We start from the raw sequence: 20,182 nt of genomic DNA, 5'->3' as shown, positions 1-20,182 counted from the left end.
CCGCATCACCCAGATTGACCTGTGCCGCAGCTAGAATCGTTGCATGGACCCGACCCGCAAAGCGAGACGCTGGTGGCTCATCGCCACCACGCTCACCGTCCTGGCGTGGTTCCTGGGCGCGTACCTGTCACCGGTGTCCAACCTCTGGGTGTGGCTCAACCTCCTGACTCCGGCAGGCCACCCGCACCTGACCGTCCTACCGCTGGCCTACCCGGCGGTCGGGGTCGACGGCCACACGCTGACATCACTGTTCGGGCTGGTGCTCGTGATCGCCGCGGCGACACGCTGGATCAGCTACCTCGAGCTCTTCAACCCTCCCGCCAGCACCGCAGAGGGCACGGGGAGCCCTGCTCCGCCTCTGCCGCCGCGACCTTGACCACCGACTGAACTGCGACAAAGGGGAACCGCACATGGCCGACGCCAACACCAACATCAAGGCCGACATCGACAACCTGCGATCGGTGGCCGCGCAGCTCAAGAGCGTCGCCCAGGACGTCGAGGCCCTGGGCCCCGACATCAAGGACATCCACGCCTCCGCGCTGAAGGAAGCCTCGACCAACACCGTCGACGGCGGACCGGCCCCGGTGTTCTCACCGCTCCTCGCCTCGCTCGCGCAGGTCACCCAGAAGGTCGGCGCCAATGTCGGGCAGCTCCACCAAAACATCGCCGGCGACGCCGAAGCCCTCCTGAAGCTGGCCGACCAGCTGGAGGGCACCGACCAGGGCCACGGTCAGCGCATCACCAACATCAACGCGAAATAGCCTCAACGGCAAGGGCTGCACCGTCATGGCGAACGTGCCAACGAACCTACTCGTCAACTGGTTCGAACAACGCGGCCAACTGCACGACTTGCGCGCCAAGCCGCACTTATCCGACTCCGACGAAAGCCGACTCTGGCTCCTCCTGAATGAGCTGGTGGCCGTCGCCGACGACATCGTGGCCAGCGTCGCCCCGAACGGCCTCGGTTCGGCACCGCGCTAACCAGCTACGGTCAGCCCGTCAGGGATCGATTCGCCCCCGCCCAACCGCCGCACGGGCCTGCATGCCGCGTCGGCACACCCGTAAAGCGTGTATAGCATCAATAGCGGCCATAAGGTGGCTAGCAGCGATAGAGAAGCAAGCAGACCTAGCGGGTAACGCAACAGTCACGTGACGAATCAGCCAGATGGAATGTGGTCGAGATGCCGCACCCCCAACCCGCACTCCAAGAAGGCTCGACCTCACCAGCACTACTGTGGTCCGTCTTATGACGACGGAGCCTCCCCGCCGCCGTCCGACTGCGCCCGAAACTCCTCGGCGATCGACATCGCGGCCTCAACCTGCTCCCCGGTGTACATCCATCCCTCCGCGGTCCACGTCCGCGGAACCACCTGCGCGACAACGGGTTGCGGTAGACCGCAGGCGTCCGCTACGTCCTTGACAGTGAACACGGCGGCCGACTCCGACGCTGAACTTTTGATAAGCCGCAGCGCTGGCCGGCATGGCTGATCAGAAGACATGCTCCCACCCTAAGTGCGCGGCGCAGGCCTCCCGGCATCAACTACGACAAAGTGGGGGCTGCGCCCGAGCACGTGATTGACACAAAAAAGAGACTGGACGACACGCAGGCCCTGCCAGGCCCTATAGTGCGTGTCGACCAGTCTCTCCGGTCCCAACCGAGTCTCCAAGGAAGGAGAGCCCCAAGGTAGCCTGGCGCGCCGTTATCTGTTGCGCGCGACACGTTTACGGCACCTCGATTTAGTCCGACGTGTTCGGGGGAGTCGTCGAGGAATCTGCAAACCGCATCGCGCGGCGGTTCAAAACGTCCACTCCGATGACGGCCGCAGCCTCAGCGCATAGACCGACCACCATCGCCGCCAGCGCCCACATCGTCGGTTGCTGTCCGGTAGCCGCCATCGCCACCGTGGTGGCCGCCAGCAAGACCACCACGCCGGCGGCCACGATCATCGCTCGCCGCCGCTGAGCTGCTGCGTCCTCGACTGACATCGCGGTCCGGACCGTCGCTACGGCCGCGACGAACCCAGCCAAACCCGTCAGCCATGACAACACATCAACCACGCCACGCCCCCTAACCATCTGTCTTGCTACCTGTCTACCAGCCCCGTACCGTCGCACCCGCGAACCCTGCAGTGTCAACGCCCGTTTATAGATACATCCCGCCGTCCGGCGGCTTCGCTTGGTAACGGCCGCTGCCCACCTCGCCCAACAACTGCTCCGTCGACACCGGATCGTCGCCGGCCACCAACACCGCGCGTCGCACGATCTCCCGTAGATCGCTACCGCTCGTCGACGCCGGCAGTGCGGCCGCGACCGCGGCGACGTCGACTCCATCACCGCCCGGTACGTCCTGCAGTAACGCCGCCAGGATCCGCCCCGCCTGCACGGCATCCGGGAAGCCCACCTCGACGACCGAATCGAACCGACCCGTACGGATCGCCGCCCGGTCCATCGTGGTCGCGTCGTTCGTGCTCGCCACCGTCAGAATCCGCGCATCCGAACCAATATCCATGGCCTGCAACAACTCCGACAAACCCATCCCACCGGCTCGCCGAGCCAAGCACCACAGGTCGACATCCTCGAGAACCAGCAGCACCGGCCCCCCGACCCGCTGAGCCTCCTCAACCACATCAGAGAGCACCGCCACCCCCGCACGCGCCTCGACGTAGATGACCGTGAAGACGCCGGCGACCTCGCGTGCGACGACTGCACACACGGCCGACTTGCCAGTCCCAGGTGGCCCGCACAGCAGAACCCCGCGGCGCGTCCCCAGGGCCAGCGCCTTCAACCGCGCGTGGTGGTCCCGCACGGACGCGACTCCAAGATCCATCTCCGTCCACACAGACTCGGGCACGATGACGTTCGATCGGGTCAGCCCAGCCGGCAAATCGAACGCCTCCAACCGAAGACCACCGTCATACAGTGCACGCACCACCCGACCGCGAAACGGATTCAACGCGCCGCCCCGCTCCTGCAGCCGATCGAGAACACCACGCGCCAGCTCCTGGTGCTCAGGCATCACAAACACACTCACCTGCGCCGTCCGCATCACGGTCTCCCGCGCCTCGACGTGCACCACGCAATCAGCCGACTCCAGGACAGTGCCGGCCGGAAAGTGCACACGCAAACACATCGGGTGCCGAAACCGGACATCCCCAACATCGGTCTGCGTCCACATCGGCGCCAACGCCCGCTCACCGGGCCCCACCTCACACCGCCCACCATGAGCCTCGATCAGCTCGGCCAGAGCCAACGGAACCGTGAGGCGCGCAACGGGATTCAACTCACGGTTCTCATCGACCAACGACGCAGCACTGGCGACCCCCAGGCACCGAGCGGTGAACTGCTCCGCGTTCTCCGGGCCCGCCGCCCTCGGCCCGCCGGCCAACAACTCGCCGAGCGCGACCAACGCCGCCCGGGCAGACGGCTCAAGACCGCCTAGCCACGCGTCGACGTCGGGCGCAACAACTCTCTCAGAAGTATCAGTCATCTCGATCGCGGTGGTGTCGAAGGAACCAGGACAGGCCCATCAGAATGACACCCACCGGCCGCCCCGCCCACCACATTTTGGTGTCGGGGGCGTCATTCTCTCCCGCCAGCGCTGCCGGCACTGACCCGCATGCAGTCCCCATGATCGCGGCCTCCTCTATGGCGCGGGGCGCTACAGTTGAGAGGTGTCGGATCTCGGCCAATCGCTCGCAGACGCCCCACACCCCGGAATCGTCCTGACCAACGATTACATGAAACCGCAGGGCATCAGCGAGAACCGGCTCGCTTCGCGCGATCGGCGTCTCCCCGCGGCGCGCCAACCTCCTCGTCCACGGCCAACGCGCGGTCACCGCCGAAACGGCACTTCTGCTGTCCCAATTCTTCAGCGCCACAGCCGAAATGTGGATCGACATGCAAGGCCGCTACGACCTCGCGATCGACGACAACGGATGAGACACCGCCTCGGCACAAGCTGAGCTGGCCGCGGCCCGGCTACAACCCAGCGATATCGTCAGCGAAAACGCTGAGCGGCGCTTGATGGGACTCGATGTAACGCACCAACTCTGGCGGCGCCCCCACTGGTAAGGACGCCTCGCGCAGGTCGGCATCCGCCGAAATTCGAAGCAGCGCAACAGTTCGGGCTAGCTCAGATGGTCCTCTGCCCTCGTACCCGCAGGTGTAGTAGCCGCCCATCGCCGGAACCGGCATCGGCCACACCCGACCATCCGCACGGAAGAACGCCGCCGTGCAGCTCTGGGCGAGCTCGAACTCGGTCAACCGCCCATGCGCCGCCCCACTCCGGCTAGCCACCGTAGCGTGATAGGTGCCGTCGAGGGTTTCCACGATCCAGCAGTTGCCGTCCTCGGGGTCCTTCCACCACGTCCGCGGCTGCGCGCGCTGCTCGTCGGTCATCATCATCTCAGCGAACGCGGACCCGAGCGTCTGCGGATCCTCACACGGCTCAAGCCGTGAGATCCACTCCTGCGCCAGCGGGCCATCAGTCGTCCTCGCTCTGATCGTGTAGGACACAGCGGCTTCCATCTCCGGGCGGCCACGCAAAAGGTCGCGTGCTGCAGCCCGGGTGGCGTGCGCGGCGCCCGACAATCCGAGCAGCTCCACAGTCTCGAACCAGCGCAGCGGCTGAGGAGACTCGGTGATGGAGTAGAACGGCCGCGCAGCCAGCACGAGTCCAGGCCGTTCGACGCATCCGGGGACATCCGCGCCTACTGGCGGTGTCCGGTAGATCTCGCCCTCTATCCGCCGATTCAGTGAGTGGACGAGCGACGCACACTGCGAAGCCTGTTGCGGCTCACTCTCTTTGAGCAGATCGCCGAGCACCGAGTCGTCGAAACGGCCGGGAATGGTCGGCCGGATTGCCTGTGGACTCGCCCCTGGCCGCCACGCGGCAATGTCGCCGGACCGCCGCAGCCCCGCCGGCCACCACGGCAGATTCACGCGGAGCAGCGCGGCCAGAGCGAACCAGCCGCGGCGATAGGTGCCGACGTGGCGCTCAGCGACAGCGATCTCGGGCTGAAACGACTCGTCGACCGAATCAGCGGCAGCGAAATGGCGCAACGCATCGGTAACGACCGAGACCGCACTCACGTTGGGCAGGCGCTCCAAGAGCTCAGCGGCCCGGGTCTCTGAATCCGCCGTGTGGTGCTCGCCGTAGGCCACCGCGACAATCCCGCGCGCATCAGCGGGCTGCCAGAGGTGGATGACCCATGTCTGCGGGCGGCCGCCATCGGCGGGAAGCTCCATGGTTTCGCTCGCTACAAAGACCGCGGGTTGCAGGTTGTCGCCAGCGTGAAACAAACGCGGAATCATCATGCGGCGCTTCGGTCGTGCCGCGTCGATCCACGGGTACACGTCCGCCGGAGCGAAACAGGGGCGACCAATATGACCGACCGGTGCCGGGAAGTCTTTCTCCCGGGAACGGTACTGCCGGAGCGCGTCGACCTTCACGCCCAGCAGTTCAGCGAAGCGTTCGCTGGTGAGGTCGCGATCCCGTCGCCACCACCCCGAGACCTCACGCCAATACTGGTCGTCTGCAATCGGTTCCGACGAGATCCCCGAGGCTAGTCGCTTCGGATGGCGACCCAACAAGCGCATGTCAGCACCCTACCAGCTGTCACGCATTAGCGGGACCGTCTGTCACGGGCCAGCGTGACAACTCTTATAGTTGACCGTGCCGCGGCGCTCAACAAACGTCCGGTCTGAGTGCCAATGGAGTCAAGGCGGCGTGACCGATCCAGGGGCCGCTTATGGGAAACGACCCACTGATTCGCCCGACGCGCCCCCGTCGCACACAACGAACCACAGTCTCACTACGTCAGGAGTATGCGCAAAGCGCTTTCGAAGGCGGGAAGATCGTTCTCGATTGTGGCGCGCAGTATCGTCCCGTCGACGGCGGCGTATCCGTGAGCGATCCTGTTTCGCGTAGACCAGATGTCCTTCCACCGATCACCAAAAGCACGCTCGCGAAAGTCATCCGAAGTCCGTTCGATTACCTCAATTGCCGCAGCGAGGCGCATGTTCACCGCATCGGAAATCAGCACGTCCGAGTAATCCCCACGGTCGAGGTGCGCGCGGAGAATGTCGAGGTGGGCCAGGGCCTCGCGAGCCAACTCGGCGTCAGTCCTCACAGTGGGACCGCGTCGCTCAACACCTTGGCAGCTAAGTGCGGCTTGAGTGAAGCCGCGGGGACGACATCAACGGGGATCCCAAGAAGCTCAGCGAGCTCACGTTCGAACCGCGCCAGCGAGAAGAGGCCCATCTCGGGTGGAAGATCGACGAGCAGGTCGACGTCCGACGTGGTGGAGTCGGTGCCCCGCCGCACACTTCCGAAAACCCGGACGTTCTTCACCCCGTGCTCTTGCGCGCACGACAAAACAGCCTCCCGGTACTCCTGGAGCCGGTAGCCCAGGGGTGACGTGGGTTGAAAGCTGCTCTCGGCAACGCTCACGGTAACCATGCTAGCCGCGGTTCCCTGACGTCCGCTGCACCAACTGTTACCTGTCAACGACCGGGGCGACACCCCAGTAACTCGGCCGTGGCGCGTAGATCAGCGCCCGCACGTCAGGCCCAAGAGTCATCGGATCGGGATCGGCACCATCCAATCCGGCCAGGTCGCTGAGCGTGAACAATCCACCGGCTGACTCGTACGCCGCGGCGGCCACTGCGCCGCCGGCCAGCCGCGACAACCGCCACATGTCGAACTCCGGCTGCCGCGCGACCCGATCGCGAGGATTCACCAACCGGTACGCGAAAGCCCCCTCGGCGTGCCCGCACACACCGGCCGCGGCCGCCGACATCTCTAGGAACCACACCCGCGCCGGATCCTCATCACCGACGACCGGCCCAGGCTCCCACGGCTCGATCGGCATCCGACGTAACTCATCCACCGCGCCAGCAGCGTCCCACGCCAACGGCCCCTCGGGTCGCGGCAACTCATCACGCCACCCAGCCGACAGAGTCCCCAGCCGCGCCTTCCACAACACCGGAAGCAACAACCACGACCGAGCCACTGCCGCCCGACGCCGCAGCAGCGGCATCACATCCGGACTCTCCACCGGGACCTCAGCGAACGCCCCGCGATACGCGTAGTCGACCAACTCGTCGATCATCGTCGCAACCCAAACCCGTTGCTAGCCAACAATGATTCAGGCGTCGAGCGGTTCGACCGACAACATCGACGACGCCGAGTACGCCGCCTCGTCGAGCCGCCCGGCGCGCAACGCCTCCAACCCCTCCACGTACAGGTATGTCGCCAACAACGCCGGGTAGTCATCGCTGCGCGATCGCGCGCGACCCCACCGCGCCGCCCACAACATCGCCCTCGACGAGTTCAAATCGTCAGCGGTGGCGTCATGGAAGCCCCACGCGGCACCGAACGCCGCCAACGCCTCCTGCGCTTGCTCTTCGCGAATCGGCAAGCGCCGCACGATTTCTGTGCGCGGCGCGACCGCCGAGGTAGCCCGATTGTCCCGAATCAGCCCGGTCGTCTCCGCCGCGGTCTGGTACATCTCGGTCACCTCGCCGCTACGCCCCGGCGATTGCGCCGCATCAGAATCGGTCGACACCAAATAGACCAGCCGCCCAACCTCTTGCGAGTACTCATTGGCCAGCGCCGCCAACTTCCGCCCCGGATGATCGTTGCCACTCCAATCCGAGACGAAGCTCGAGCGCACCCGCTGCTGCGACAACAACTCCACACCCGCAGGCGTCGCGATACCCAAAGGAATCAACGACAAGCCGTCACTGGTCGCAACGATGTACCGCAACCGCGGCTGCAACACCGTGCCATCCATGAACACACCGACAGCGATCCGCTCCGACTCCCACCCGCGCGTCCGAAACACCTTCGCCAACCCGGCCAAATGGTTCTCCGCCGTGCCGTGCTCGGGCGGCAACGCCAAGATCCGCTCCACCGGCGCATCGCCCTGCGGCTCCCGATGCGAATCGCGCGCCACGACCGCGCCGCCGATCGCGGCGGGCACAGCTGCCAGCACCGGCGACACCGAACCGCCACCGCCGCCACCACCGGCGCCCATACCGCCCATCGGGGGCATCATCGGCATTCCACCCATCGGAGGTGTCGGCCCCGGCATACCACCCGGCGCCGGGTAGGCACCCAGAAGCCCGCCCTGGGCCTGAGGATTTGGCGTCGGCGAAACCGGGGCAGGAGCACCCGGTCCCGTGATCCCCGCCGCCGCGGTATGCGTGTGCAGCCCAGCGTTCTCCACCGTCGGCGGCTGCACCTGAGCCGACGCATGCTGCACCGGCGCCGCCGGCGCATTGTCATCAGCCGACAGCTCCGTCATCGGCGCCGACACCGCCACCGGAGGAGCCGTCACCACGGGCGCAGCCGGCGACGGCGCGCCGTGCGAGGCAGCCGGATTGTTCAACGCCGGGTTCGTGTTCGACGCCGAATACGGATCCGTCGGGGCCCGCACACCCGTCACCTGATCGTGAGTCCCCGCGGCTGCGGCCTTCTTCGGGTCGCCGTCAAGATGATCGCCCTTACCGTCCCCGCCCTTGCCGTCACCCGAACCGTCATCGGAGGGGGCCAGCTGGTCACCACCAGCGCCACCCTCGCCGCCCTGAGCGGCCAGCAGCTTGTCCAACGTCTGCTCCGACACCGGAACACCACCGCCGCCCGCGCCGCCGTCCTTACCGGCCAACTTGCTCACCATGTCCGACACCGGCTTGGCCACCTCACCCACCGGCCCACCACCAGCACCGGCACCGCCGCCCTGGGGCATCTGCGGCGGCTGCATCGGCATCTGACCCATGCCCATGGGGGAGCCACCCATCGGCATGCCGCCCATCCCAGAACCCATACCCGACCCGGCCCCCGCAGCGCCCTCACCAGCGGACGCAGCCGCCGGCGACGACCCGAGCGCCGCCGCAGGATCACCACCGGCCGCCGCGGCGGGCGGGGCCGCCGGCGCGGCGAAGACCGACGGAGGCAACGCCGGCGCAGCGGGCGCCTCCGCACCACCCCCACCAGCACCAGCGCCCGCAGATGGTGCCCCGGCACCACCAGGTACGGACGCGCCCGGGAAGTCGGAAGGCCGTCCGGTGCCTGAGCCTTGGTCCTGGGTTCGGGTTGCACCTGTGTCGTCGGGGATGGCGGGGGTTCCGCCGAAAGGTGTGGGAATCGAGTCGGCCTGGACCGCACGGTCGGCGGCGTCCAGGGCGCTGTCCATTGACCCTTTGGCGTCGGCGACGAGATTCTGCTTCTCCTCCAGGTCGGCGTCCTTGGCCTTCTGCGTCGCGCCCTTAGCGCCCTTCGACGCAGCGGTCGCGGAGATGGTCGGCATGTCGTGAATCGCCTGGTGAGACTGGGCGGCCTCGTTCATCGCCAGCTTCGCCGCCTTGATAGCCGTCGCCGCGTACTTCGCCCACCCGGCTGCCTTCGCGAAGTCCTCGGCGCTCTGCATGTGCTTTGCAGCGTCCATGCCGGCGGCCTTGGCCAACGCATCCAGGGTCTGGCTGCTCGTCTCGGATTGGGCGTACTGCTGCTCGGCCTGCTTGGCCTGCGCCGCCTTCTGGGCCTGCGCCGCCTTCTCCAGCAGCGCAGTCGCGTAGGCGGCGTAGGAGTCTTCGTTCTCGGTCGGCCACGCCGAGCCGATGACCTCGTCGGCGCAGTCACCGCCGCCTTTACTCACAGCCATAAAACGAGACCCCCAGAATCCACGTTCGGCCAGCTTGAAGGCCGAAACACCTGGCTACATGCTACGACGAGCAAACGCACCTATGCCGGGAACGCGCGGCCAGATATGCTGTGTTACTGAAGGTGTGTTTACTGCCAGAAGGAGGTGACAACGACGATGACCAGGCTCAAGAACAGTCCCACGATCTCCGCGGTATTGACGGCCATCGCCGTCGTCTTCGCCTCCCCGGCCGCCGCGGCCCCGCCCCTGCCCCCTTCGCCGGCGATCACCCCGGGGGTGGGGCTGGTTGTAAGCAACGCGGACGACACCGGTGGAGACACATGCACCGGGGGATGGCTCGCCCACGATGCTTCCGGACAGCCGGTCATGTTCACGGCCGGGCACTGCGACATGGGCGGCAGGGTCTCGATGAAGTGGACCATCAGCGGCGCCTACGAGACCATCGGATCGTTCACGAGGTCAGTGAACGAAGGAAAAGGCGCTGAGGATTCCGACATCGCCCTGATTGCGCTCGACAACGGCGCAATTCCCGGCGATAGCCGAGTGCTCGACCGGCGCCCCGTCGAAGGCGCCACGACCGACGTCAAGGTCGGTGACGTGCTGTGCAAGTACGGCAACGCGACTCAGCGGCAGTGCGGCCCAGTCGTTGCGGCCCCGACGGCGAGCAAGGTCCAGTTTGCTGCGCACGGTGAACCTGGGGATTCCGGTGGCCCGGTGTACTTGATCCAGCCTGACGGGGATGCCGTTGCGGTCGGGATCACCTTGGGCCGCAATGCATCGGGCGAGGAAGTGGCTGAGTTAGTGCAGCCTTGGCTGCAGAAGTGGCAGCTGACATTGGACACGTCGAAGCCTGTCGTGGGTGCGCAGCCCGTCGGGTACGGGAAGTAGAACCTCTCCGTCCCGGCGGGCGGCCCGCCTGGGGCGGATTCCAAGCGTCGTAGGTCGTCGGGGGAGGCTTATCGGATGAGGCGGCTCGTAGTTTTCGCGTGCGGGGTTGCGATGGTCGTGGTCGCGTTGAAGCAGCCGTGGTTGATTGCCTCCACGATGGCCGACGGTGGGCTGCAGATGACCGGCGCCGGCGCCTGGTTGGTTCGGGGAGCGGATGCGCACGCAACGGGCTGGCCGTTGCAGTGGCCAGCAGTCGCAGGCGGAATCCTGGTCGTGATCGGTAGCCTGACGAGCCGCGTCTTCTCGTATGGTTTGCGGGTTCTGTCAGGCTCGATTGTGACCGCGGGAACCGCCCTCGTCGCTCTCGTGGCCACCGAGAAGGCGTCCGGAATCCCGCCGACGCAGCTCTTTGGTGTGGCGTTGGAGACGGGGACGGCCCCGAAGGCGCTGCTGGCGCTCGCGGTCGTCGCCGTCGTGGTGACGTGGTCCACGCCGGTACCTGTTGACCAGGGCACCGAGGTGGACCAGGTCTCTCCCGAGGTCTGATCAGTGGCGGCAAGGCGCAGTCGAAGCAAGAAGTCCAAGCCTGTGGCTGATCTAGCCAGACGGAGACTTAGTTGCCGTCGGTACACGATCCGGGAAGCAGATGACGGAGGAACCCTGACCGAGCTGCAGGTCCAGCCATGGCTGCAGAAGTGGCAGTTGACGTTGGACACGTCGAAGCCGGCCACGGTCGGCGCGCAGCCCGTCGGGTACGGAAAGTACAGCTTTTCGACCAGGCAGGCGTCCGTATAGGTGCCGAGAGTGTCAGGCGGGTTAGCCGAGTCTGGGTCGATGCGTGATACGGATTTGGGAGTCGCGTGATCGGCTGGCCAACAGGTGGAGGCTAGGCGCAGGGCGCATTAGCGGCCGACCGATTGTGTGGCCAGGGGGGCGGTAACCTCCAGTTCGGAGCACGGCCCTTTAGCACCAGATTGTCAGTGTTTCGTGGCGGAGATCCAGCGGGTAACCGTCGACTTGTCCACATCGAGCGCATCAGCGATCGCTCGCGGTCGAAGTCCGTGGGTGCGGGCTAGGCGCGCGGCGGCAAGACGAATTGCGGTGTCGAGTTGCTTGCGGACCTCGCGGAGATCGGCCAGGGTCGTTAGCAGTTGGTGTCCGTCGGTTTCGTGTTCGAAGATGGTTTGGATTCGCGACAGTTCGTTGAGTGCGTCGCGCACAGCCTGGTTCGCGGGATCCATGCGGCGGAGTTTAAGTCAGATTGAGCTGCGCTCCTCTCATTGACCCACCGGCTCCGGCCATTGCTTGGTTAGTTGTCGGACGTGGTGGTGACAAAAGGACGACTTATAGGGCCGGGTGGTGCATCCGCGCACCACTTGATGTAACCTAGGTGATGCATGGATGCACCACCTAGGTGAAGGTGAAGCGGATGATTGATTTTGTCGCGACGACGGTCGACGCCGAGCTCATACTTGCCCAGGAGCGGCCCGGCTCACCTTTCGTCGCGACCCTCTCGCGCACAGAAACACGTTGGTACGCAGATGGTTACCGAGAATCAGTCGACGCCGTCATCGCCACCTGCACTTTGCGGGCCCCACTGCCTGTTGTCTTCGAAATGGTGAACGAGTGGCTTCTAGCCGAACACCAGCACGCGGTTCTCCCATTGTCCTGGCAGTTCGATTCGACTGACACGGACAACGCTGTCGCCTTCAACGGGCGGGTAGCGCCCGCTCAACTTGCACACCATGTTGAAAGCGCGCAGTCCGCATGATTAACAGGGTTTCCCAGTACAACCGATCGGTATCGGTGTCGGACCCACCTCCTAGGGTCCACGGCATGGCTATCGGCGTCGGCGTCGTGAAACTCCGTGCGAACCAGCCAGGGGTCGAGGTGACGCCTGACGCGCGTGCTTCTGCCGCTGGAGGGGGCTGAAGCTATGACAGCGGTTGGCATTTCGTCTCTGAGTGAGCAGGTCCGGAGCGCGTGGGCGAAGCATCGCCGCGCCGACGACTGTTCGTTGTCGTTGGTTCGGCATTGTGAGGATGCCGCGGCGGTCGCGGCCCATCTGTGGGACGACTGGGTCCCGCGCTCGACGCGTGAATACCTCTCTGCAGGTCGATCCATAGATGAGGTGAGGGTGCTGGCGTGCTGGCTTGCAGGTGTGCATGATGTCGGGAAGCTCAGCCCGGCGTTCGCGATCCAGGTCCCGTCCTTGGCTGGCAAGATGCGTGATTGCGGTCTCAGAATGAAGCTGTCTGTGCCTAGCCGCCAGGACACACCGCATTCGGTCGTAAGTCACCGTGCGATCGAGAACTATTTGATGGGTCGCGGATGGTCTGGTTGGACAGCGGCGACTTATGCGGTCATCGCCGGCGGACATCATGGAGTACCGCCCTCACGTGGACAGCTGGCCTTCGACGAGGACGTCAGCCACTATGGCCGCGCCGAGTGGACCATCGCCCGCAACGAGCTTCTGGACCACATCACTGCCGTCGTGGGGGCGGAGGCGCACCTGGGGAGTTGGGCGGAGGTGCCCATGACGCCCCAGCAACAGGTGTTGTGGACCGGTTTCGTGATCATGGCGGACTGGATCGCCAGCAGCGACCACTTCCCATTGAGTGATTGCCGCGGATCCGAGTCCACCGCGGCGGCCGCTTGGGCTGCCCTGGGTCTGCCGCCACGCTGGATGCCGTCGCAGCCGGCCAGGGTTGACGAGCTAATGCGTGATCGGTTCGATCTCCCCGAGGGTGCGCACCCAAACTCGGTCCAACGGACTGTCGTCGATGCCGTCCGGTCGATGGCTGAACCGGGCCTCGTTGTCCTAGAGGCCCCGATGGGTGTTGGGAAGACCGAGGCCGCGCTCATGGCGGCCGAGTGTCTGGCCGCCAGGTTCGGTCAGGGTGGCGCGTTTCTCGCGTTGCCGACGATGGCCACGTCCAACGCCATGTTCACGCGAGTTCTTCGATGGATCCAAGCGCAGGAAAGTGTGCCGGTCGCGAGCGTGGTTCTCTCTCACGGGAAGGCTACTCTCGAAGACTCGTACCGAGGACTGCTGAGAACTAACCAGTTTCACGAATTGGGAAGGGACGCAGTCGATGACGAGAACTCATGCCGGACTGAGGTCATCGCCCATTCCTGGCTGTCCGGGCGGAAGAAGGGTCTGCTCGCCGATTTTGCGGTAGGCACCATCGACCAGCTGCTTCTCGCTGGATTGAAGGCGCGGCACCTCGCATTGCGGCATCTTGCTCTGGTCAACAAAGTGGTGATCGTCGATGAGGTTCACGCGGCCGACACCTACATGATGCAGTACCTAGTTCGCGTCCTGGAATGGCTCGGGGCATACAGGGTGCCGGTCGTTCTGATGTCGGCGACCCTGCCGTCGTCTCAGCGACTCGCCTTGGTGGAAGCCTACGAATCGGGCCGCGGATGGGCCGGGTGTAGTGCGGGTCTTGAGGACAACGTCATCCGATACCCGGTGGTTACGGTCGTGGATGGACAACGCCGAGCCGTTTGTGCCGAGTGGGATGGTGCGACAACGCAGGTGGAACTGGAGCGCCTTGACGACGACGTCGAGTCGCTGATCGACCGCCTCAAACAGCTGCTCGACAGCGGTGGTTGCGTGGGGATTGTCCGCAATACCGTCGGGCGGGCACAGCAGACCGCGCGGCTCCTCGAGTCGCACTTCCCTGGCGAGGTCGTGCTCCTACACTCTCGGTTCGTTGCGCAGCACCGTGCCGACCTCGAATCGATTCTTGTCTCTGAGCTTGGTCCGAGAGGCAACAGACCTGTGCGCAGGATCGTTGTCGGCACGCAGGTGATCGAGCAGTCGCTCGACGTCGACTTCGATCTGCTGATCAGCGATCTCGCCCCGATCGACCTCTTGTTCCAGCGAGTGGGGCGCCTGCACCGACATCCGCGAGAACGGCCCGGGAATCTCACCACACCACGGCTGATCCTGACCGGTGTGCAGGACTGGGCGGCCGACCCGCCGCGACCAGTCGCGGAATCTGCCCGGATCTACAGTGAATTCCATTTGCTCCGTGCGCTTTTAGTGCTCACAGGCCGCAGTCACGTCACGTTGCCTCGGGATATCGCTGCTCTTGTGGAGGCAGCCTACGGCGAGGGACTCGACGTCCCAGCGAGCTGGCAGCATCAGTTGACATCGGCGAAGCATGCAACCGACAAACATGTTGCAAATCTTGAGGACCGCGCCCGCACATGGCGCATCAGGCAGCCGCAGCGAGAAGCGACTCTCGTCGACTGGCTTGCGGAGAACGTCGGCGAGGTTGACGATGCACGCGGACAGGCCAAGGTTCGGGATACCGACGAAGGTATCGACGTGATTCTCACCCAGCGGATCGGTGACGAAGTGCACCTACTGCAACGATGCAGCGGGGGAGCGATCGCCACTGACGTCTGCCCCGATGACGCCGATGCGCGTCGCGCGCTCACCGGAACCATAAGGCTACCAAAGACTCTCACCCACCTGGGCATCGCTGACAAGACGATCGACTCGCTGAAGCGGCGAATGTATAAGGGATGGCAAGGATCCAAATGGCTGGCCGGCGAGCTCGTCGTTGAGCTCGACGAAGACCTACGTGCGGACGTGATGGGCTACCGCATCCACTACGACGACATCGAAGGGCTCGTGGTGGTGGGCAGAGATGGAGCCCACACGTGACGACGCTGGGGGACACCTTCAACCTGATCGACCAGCCGTGGATTCCGGTTCGATCCATTGATGGACGCTCGCGAGAAGTGTCGATCGGTGAGTTGTTCACCGAAGCGCCCGTCATTCGCGCTGTCGGCGGGGACATCCCGACTCAAGCATTCGCCATCCAGCGGGTACTGCTCGCGATCGTCCGCCGTGCGATCGACTGGAGTGAGGATCCGGTCCGGCGGTGGGGGGAGCTTTGGCGGGCGGGTGAATTTCCTCGAGCGGAGGTCGAGAGCTACCTGCGGACGGTTCATCACCGCTTTGACCTGCTCGACACGGTTGCGCCGTTCTACCAGGTGGCCGATTTGCAAACCGCAGCAGGTGTGTTCAAGCCGGTCGATCTGCTCATCGCTGATCGCCCGACGGGCGCGAAGTACTTCACCACGAGAGCCGGCGCCGGAGCGCAGCGGCTCTCCCTGGCTGAGGCGGCCCGTTGGGTCGTGCATTGCCAGGCATTCGATCCCTCCGGAATCAAAACGGGTGACCTTCGGGACCCGAGGACGAAGGACGGCAAGGGATATCCGATTGGTATCGCGTGGTGTGGCCAGTTGGGTGGCGTCCTGCTGGAAGGCAGCAATCTGTTCGAAACGATGATGCTCAACACCGTCCTGCGCAACACGAACGGGACCGCCACGTGGCCCTCCGACGTGCCGGTGTGGGAACGGACCCATCCCGAAGTGGGGGAGCGGGACGACACCGCACCGTTGGGACCGTGCGATGTCCTGACCTGGCAGAGCCGCCGAATCAAGCTGCAACACGACGGGAAATTCGTGAATGGAGCGATCGTCGGCAATGGCGACCGGATTTCGCCACACAACCGCCAGGACATCGAATTCTGCACCGCGTGGCGACACAGCGAGCCGCAGTCCAAGCAGTTTGGTGAAACCCGTTACCTTCCTGCCCAGTTCGACCCGGATCGATCCCTGTGGCGCGGGATCGAGGGACTGCTAGCCGACATACCGTCACAGGACGGCAAACCAGCCCCCAGGTTGGCCCCAGGAGTCGTCAACTGGATCGACTATTTGGTGGCGGAGAAACTACTCGACAGGTCAGTGCGGATCCGGCCACATGCACTCGCGCTGCAATACACCAACGCATGGACCCCGAAGCCCAACGGAGTGGTCGCAAGTATCGACGACGCACTTCAGATCAAGGTGGCGCTCATCGGACGCCGGAGCCAGCCGCGCGTGTTTGCCAACCGCGCGGTCCAGGCAGCCAACGACTCCGCTACTGCACTGGCCAATCTCGCTGGGAATCTGGCCGAGGCCGCCGGCGGGAACGCACAGCTCCGAAAGGCGACAGCCCGCGCCGCCGCCTACTTCGCCCTCGACGCCCCATATCGCCAATGGGTAGCTGATCTCGACGAGGACACCGACCTTGAAGAGCACTGCGCCCAATGGCAGCGGCAGGTTCGCGAGATCATCGGCGCGAACGGGCGCGATCTGATCAGCTCCGCGGGCAAGTCCGCCTGGAAGGGCCGCATGTTGGGTCAGCGGCTCCTCGACTCGTCGCTCGCCTCGAAGTACTTCTGGTCGGCGCTGCGCAGCGCGTTACCGGCCGCGTTCGACACTGAACCCCCTCAGGAAGGTGAGCAGCAGTGACGGCAGAAACAAGCGTGTCGGAGCCTCGCGCGTCGCTCGACGATCAGCTCAGGACGGCAGTCCTCCGGGTGGTCGCCGATTTGCAACGTCGGTACTTCAGCAATCCGCGTGACACCTACGTCGCTGCGAGGCTGGCGAAGTTGAGGCGAGCGGGCCCCTCAGCCCCGGGAAGCGACCCCGACGTCTGGGCCGACACCATCGGGGCCCTGCCGGAACGACTCTGTCAGGGCACCCACACAGAGAACGAACCCACCGACTTTGAGCGCGCCGCGCATGAGGCGATCACCCTGTACGCGCTGCACCAGCAGTCACGTTCTACCGGCGTCCATCGCCGGGGTATATCGCTGGGTTGCGCGGTACGTCGTCTAGCCCGTGCCACGGGACGCGACGAGGCGATCCGCCGCCGGTTCCAGGTCGTCGCCACCGCGGGCACCTCCGCGGCCGTGGTCCATCATCTCCGCGCTCTGATCATGCTGATGCGTTCGGAGAACATCCCTCTCGACTACGCCCAACTCGCGGTCGATCTTCGCCAGCTGCGTGACGGAAGCCGGGCAGACCAAGTCAGGCTGCGGTGGGGGCGCGACTTCCACCGCGCTACGACAGGAGACCCAGAGAACCCGGCGCCAGACGATCTGCCCGCCCACTAACCAGGTCTCACTGAAGGAGCCGCAACGATGTTCGTAGACACACATATTCTCCAGTCCGTTCCTCCCAGCAACATCAATCGTGACGACACAGGCAGCCCGAAAACAGCAATCTTCGGGGGTGCGCAACGGGCCCGAGTTTCAAGCCAGGCATGGAAGCGGGCAACCCGTTCGCGGTTCAACGCGACCCTCGACAAGTCCAACATCGGCTGCCGCACAAAGCGGGTGGTCGAGAAGCTCAGTGAACAGATCCACCAGCTCGATGGTGGCCTATCCACTGAGGACGCGCGGCGTCTGGCCAGCCAGACACTCACGGCAGCGGGAATCACGCTCACCACGCCCAAGCCGCCCAAGGATGCCCCCAAAGGCTTCCAACCGATCGAACTGACCTCGTCCCTGCTGTTCGTCAGCGCAGGCCAATACGCGAAGCTGGCGGAACTCGCGGTTGCAGCTCACCAGGCGAGCGCCAAGGTTGCCCGCAAGGTCGCCAAGCAGGCGATCAACTCCGAGCACAGCTTCGACGTGGCGCTGTTCGGGCGCATGGTCGCCGACGACCTGAATCTCAACGTCGATGCCGCCGCCCAAGTTGCCCACGCGATCAGCGTGCAGGCTGTCGAGCCCGAATTCGACTACTTCGCTGCGGTTGACGATATGCAGGAACGCGACCAGCAAGCAGGAGCCGGGATGATCGGCACGATCGAGTTCAACTCGTCCACTCTCTACCGGTACGCAACCGTGAACGTTCCAGGGCTCCGTCAGAATCTCGGGGACTCGACCGCCGCCGCCAGGGCTGTCGCGGCGTTCGTGGATTCATTCATCCTGTCGATGCCAACGGGAAAACTCAGCACCTTTGCGAACCGGACAGTACCGGAAGCGATCCTTGTGTCGGTCCGGTCCGATCAACCGATCAACCTCGTCGGTGCATTCGAAAACCCCATTCAACCCCGGGCCGACGGGAGTGTGGTTGCGAAGGCTGCTGCGGCACTGGCCGATCGGCATCGTGCGGTCGCGGACGTCTACGGCCCACCGGTGAAGACGTGGGTGGCTAGCCTAGGCGACGCGGCCGCTCCGTTAGAGGCGGTCGGCGACCGTGTCGACATGCGAACCCTTACCCAGCAGTTGGAGCAGTCCATCCTCGAATACCTCGGTGCCCCAGCATGACAACACTGTTGATTCGCTTGGCGGGACCGATGCAAGCGTGGGGTGCATCGAGTCGGTTCAGCCGAAGGGACACCCGCCAGGAACCGACTAAGAGTGGCGTGCTCGGTCTGATAGCTGCTGCACAAGGGATGCGCCGCACAGACGGGCTCGAACACCTCGCCGCTCTGCCGTTCGGGGTCCGCGTCGACCAGGCGGGAGTGCTCATCCGCGACTACCAAACCGCCATGACTCCCGACGGGACCAAACCGTCGGACCGATACTATCTCGGCGACGCGGTCTTCGTCGCAGGCATTGAAGGCGACCCCACCGTGATCAAAGAAATCGTTGCAGCGCTGCGCAATCCGGCGTTCCCGCTATATCTCGGCCGCCGATCGTGCCCGCCGAGCCAACCACTGCCCATCGCTGTCACCGAGGACCGACTGTTGGCGGCGCTACGCGAGTGTCCGTGGCAGGCGGCCACCTGGTATAGGAAAAAGCAGCCCAAGACGGTCCAACTGAGAATGGCTATCGACGGCTGCTCATTCGACGAAGGTGAACTCGTCCGCGACGTGCCAGTCAGCTTCAACCCGGAACTACGCCAATACGAGTGGCGCACCGTGGTCGAAGAGTACGTAGAAACGCCCAACCCGGAAGGTGCGGCGGACCGGCACGATCCTATGGCTGCACTCGAAGGAGCGTGATCATGTTCCTCACTAAAATGCCCATCCACACCCGGAAGCGTGGCGCGGTAAAGCTCCTGTCCTCACCGCAGGCAATGCACGCCGCCGTTCAGTCCGCGTTTCCGCCACGCGCACTCGAAGACGCTGGGGGACGGACCCTTTGGCGCATAGACCGCGCAACGAACGCCGAAACGACGCTCTACCTTGTCAGCCCCGTCGCCCCCGACCTGACCCATCTCGTGGAACAAGCAGGCTGGCAAACGGGTGACAGTTGGCGCACCAGGGACTACCGGAACCTCCTCAATCGTCTTGCGGTAGGGCAGGTATGGGCGTTCCGGCTCACCGCAAACCCCACCTTCAACGGATATAAGACGGGGGCGAATTGGGCTGACACCAAGCCCCTTGCACACGTTACCGCCAAGCAACAAGAACACTGGTTGCTGAGCAGAGCAGAGCGGGCCGGATTTCGAGTGCCAGATCAATCGCACGACGTGACATCGATTCGCGTCACCAATCGCTCGACGCTCAGATTCACGAAAGGAGGTCACCGGGTCGTAATCGGCACGGCGACCTTCGATGGTGTCCTCGAAGTCCGCGACATCGACGCCCTGTCCCACACACTCACCGACGGAATCGGCCGAGCCAAAGCATACGGCTGCGGACTGCTCACACTGGCCCCGTTGACAGTCGTCAATGAAGCCAAATCGACAAATACCTGGTTCCGTGGTGAACAAGTGTGTTCCCCGCGCCTGCGGGGATGAGCCCAATCCGGCGGCGTCTCATGGTGGCGCGCCGTCGTCTTCCCCGCGCCTGCGGGGATGAGCCCGGGGAGGAATACCCGCGCAGC

Annotated in this window: 22 protein-coding genes; 13 read left to right on the top strand and 9 right to left on the bottom strand. The window is 64.9% G+C overall.

Going from position 1 to position 20,182, the window contains the following annotated elements; all coding sequences use genetic code 11:
* Positions 1-43 precede the first annotated feature (43 nt).
* From MYCSM_RS33765 to MYCSM_RS33755, 3 genes are read left to right on the top strand one after another with little or no spacing between them, the layout of a single operon-like run.
* Entirely contained in the window at positions 44-376 is a 333-nt protein-coding gene (locus MYCSM_RS33765; RefSeq protein ID WP_015298032.1) for a hypothetical protein, read from the top strand.
* A gap of 34 nt (positions 377-410) precedes the next feature.
* Complete coding sequence (locus MYCSM_RS33760; protein ID WP_015298031.1) at positions 411-761, top strand: DUF2580 domain-containing protein; 351 nt, start codon at positions 411-413, stop codon at positions 759-761.
* Between the two features lie 25 nt (positions 762-786).
* On the top strand, positions 787-981 hold the full coding sequence (locus MYCSM_RS33755) for a hypothetical protein (RefSeq protein ID WP_015298030.1): 195 nt from the start codon (positions 787-789) through the stop codon (positions 979-981).
* Positions 982-1,244: 263 nt separating this feature from the next.
* Here MYCSM_RS33755 and MYCSM_RS33750 read toward each other — a convergent pair whose 3' ends face one another.
* From MYCSM_RS33750 to MYCSM_RS33740, 3 genes are all read right to left on the bottom strand, one after another.
* Entirely contained in the window at positions 1,245-1,499 is a 255-nt protein-coding gene (locus tag MYCSM_RS33750; protein ID WP_041316013.1) for a hypothetical protein, read from the bottom strand.
* 238 nt (positions 1,500-1,737) lie between these two features.
* A complete protein-coding gene (locus tag MYCSM_RS33745) occupies positions 1,738-2,058 on the bottom strand; it encodes a hypothetical protein (protein ID WP_015298028.1) in 321 nt (106 codons plus the stop codon).
* 85 nt (positions 2,059-2,143) lie between these two features.
* Positions 2,144-3,487: an AAA family ATPase gene (locus MYCSM_RS33740; RefSeq protein WP_015298027.1), complete on the bottom strand. Its 1,344-nt coding sequence runs from the start codon at positions 3,485-3,487 to the stop codon at positions 2,144-2,146.
* A 293-nt stretch (positions 3,488-3,780) separates the two neighbouring features.
* Here MYCSM_RS33740 and MYCSM_RS36580 point away from each other — a divergent pair, with 293 nt between their 5' ends.
* Positions 3,781-3,939 carry a HigA family addiction module antitoxin gene (locus tag MYCSM_RS36580; protein ID WP_083906459.1) on the top strand — a complete coding sequence of 53 codons (159 nt, stop codon included), beginning with the start codon at positions 3,781-3,783 and terminating at the stop codon, positions 3,937-3,939.
* Between the two features lie 39 nt (positions 3,940-3,978).
* On the opposite strand, the gene MYCSM_RS33730 is transcribed toward MYCSM_RS36580, so the two are convergent.
* The 5 genes from MYCSM_RS33730 to MYCSM_RS37965 all read right to left on the bottom strand — a co-directional run bounded on the left by MYCSM_RS33730 (position 3,979) and on the right by MYCSM_RS37965 (position 9,665).
* A complete protein-coding gene (locus tag MYCSM_RS33730) occupies positions 3,979-5,598 on the bottom strand; it encodes a hypothetical protein (protein ID WP_015298025.1) in 1,620 nt (539 codons plus the stop codon).
* Between the two features lie 215 nt (positions 5,599-5,813).
* Complete coding sequence (locus tag MYCSM_RS33725; protein WP_015298024.1) at positions 5,814-6,131, bottom strand: HepT-like ribonuclease domain-containing protein; 318 nt, start codon at positions 6,129-6,131, stop codon at positions 5,814-5,816.
* Entirely contained in the window at positions 6,128-6,460 is a 333-nt protein-coding gene (locus tag MYCSM_RS33720) for a nucleotidyltransferase family protein (protein WP_015298023.1), read from the bottom strand. Before MYCSM_RS33720 ends, MYCSM_RS33725 begins: the two co-directional genes overlap by 4 nt.
* A 37-nt stretch (positions 6,461-6,497) precedes the next feature.
* Positions 6,498-7,112: a hypothetical protein gene (locus MYCSM_RS33715; RefSeq protein ID WP_015298022.1), complete on the bottom strand. Its 615-nt coding sequence runs from the start codon at positions 7,110-7,112 to the stop codon at positions 6,498-6,500.
* Between the two features lie 36 nt (positions 7,113-7,148).
* Positions 7,149-9,665, bottom strand: a complete 2,517-nt coding sequence (locus MYCSM_RS37965) for a hypothetical protein (RefSeq protein WP_015298021.1) — start codon at positions 9,663-9,665, stop codon at positions 7,149-7,151.
* 156 nt (positions 9,666-9,821) lie between these two features.
* Between MYCSM_RS37965 and MYCSM_RS33705 the strand changes: the two genes are divergently transcribed.
* A complete protein-coding gene (locus MYCSM_RS33705; protein ID WP_015298020.1) occupies positions 9,822-10,553 on the top strand; it encodes a hypothetical protein in 732 nt (243 codons plus the stop codon).
* A 75-nt stretch (positions 10,554-10,628) separates the two neighbouring features.
* Positions 10,629-11,099, top strand: a complete 471-nt coding sequence (locus MYCSM_RS33700; protein WP_015298019.1) for a hypothetical protein — start codon at positions 10,629-10,631, stop codon at positions 11,097-11,099.
* Between the two features lie 431 nt (positions 11,100-11,530).
* On the opposite strand, the gene MYCSM_RS33690 is transcribed toward MYCSM_RS33700, so the two are convergent.
* Positions 11,531-11,794, bottom strand: coding sequence for a helix-turn-helix domain-containing protein (locus tag MYCSM_RS33690; protein ID WP_015298017.1), 264 nt, complete (start codon positions 11,792-11,794; stop codon positions 11,531-11,533).
* A gap of 173 nt (positions 11,795-11,967) precedes the next feature.
* Between MYCSM_RS33690 and MYCSM_RS33685 the strand changes: the two genes are divergently transcribed.
* The 7 genes from MYCSM_RS33685 (at position 11,968) to cas6e (ending at position 20,096) form a co-directional block, all read left to right on the top strand.
* The gene (locus MYCSM_RS33685; protein WP_041316003.1) at positions 11,968-12,324 is read left to right on the top strand and encodes a hypothetical protein; all 357 of its coding nucleotides are present in this window, start codon (positions 11,968-11,970) and stop codon (positions 12,322-12,324) included.
* A 165-nt stretch (positions 12,325-12,489) separates the two neighbouring features.
* Entirely contained in the window at positions 12,490-15,234 is a 2,745-nt protein-coding gene (locus MYCSM_RS33680; RefSeq protein WP_015298015.1) for a CRISPR-associated helicase/endonuclease Cas3, read from the top strand.
* Entirely contained in the window at positions 15,231-16,871 is a 1,641-nt protein-coding gene (casA, locus tag MYCSM_RS33675; RefSeq protein ID WP_015298014.1) for a type I-E CRISPR-associated protein Cse1/CasA, read from the top strand. The genes MYCSM_RS33680 and casA overlap by 4 nt, the downstream gene beginning before the upstream one ends.
* A complete protein-coding gene (gene casB, locus MYCSM_RS33670; RefSeq protein ID WP_015298013.1) occupies positions 16,868-17,518 on the top strand; it encodes a type I-E CRISPR-associated protein Cse2/CasB in 651 nt (216 codons plus the stop codon). The genes casA and casB overlap by 4 nt, the downstream gene beginning before the upstream one ends.
* 27 nt (positions 17,519-17,545) lie before the next feature.
* A complete protein-coding gene (gene cas7e, locus MYCSM_RS33665) occupies positions 17,546-18,676 on the top strand; it encodes a type I-E CRISPR-associated protein Cas7/Cse4/CasC (RefSeq protein WP_015298012.1) in 1,131 nt (376 codons plus the stop codon).
* The gene (gene cas5e / locus MYCSM_RS33660; RefSeq protein ID WP_015298011.1) at positions 18,673-19,356 is read left to right on the top strand and encodes a type I-E CRISPR-associated protein Cas5/CasD; all 684 of its coding nucleotides are present in this window, start codon (positions 18,673-18,675) and stop codon (positions 19,354-19,356) included. The genes cas7e and cas5e overlap by 4 nt, the downstream gene beginning before the upstream one ends.
* Positions 19,357-19,358: 2 nt before the next feature.
* Positions 19,359-20,096, top strand: coding sequence for a type I-E CRISPR-associated protein Cas6/Cse3/CasE (gene cas6e / locus MYCSM_RS33655; protein WP_015298010.1), 738 nt, complete (start codon positions 19,359-19,361; stop codon positions 20,094-20,096).
* Positions 20,097-20,182 lie beyond the last annotated feature (86 nt).

It is taken from the genome of Mycobacterium sp. JS623 (assembly GCF_000328565.1).
Classification (GTDB): Bacteria; Actinomycetota; Actinomycetes; order Mycobacteriales; family Mycobacteriaceae; genus Mycobacterium.
Note: the sequence above shows the minus strand (reverse complement) of the source record. Positions and strands in the feature narration are given on the sequence as shown.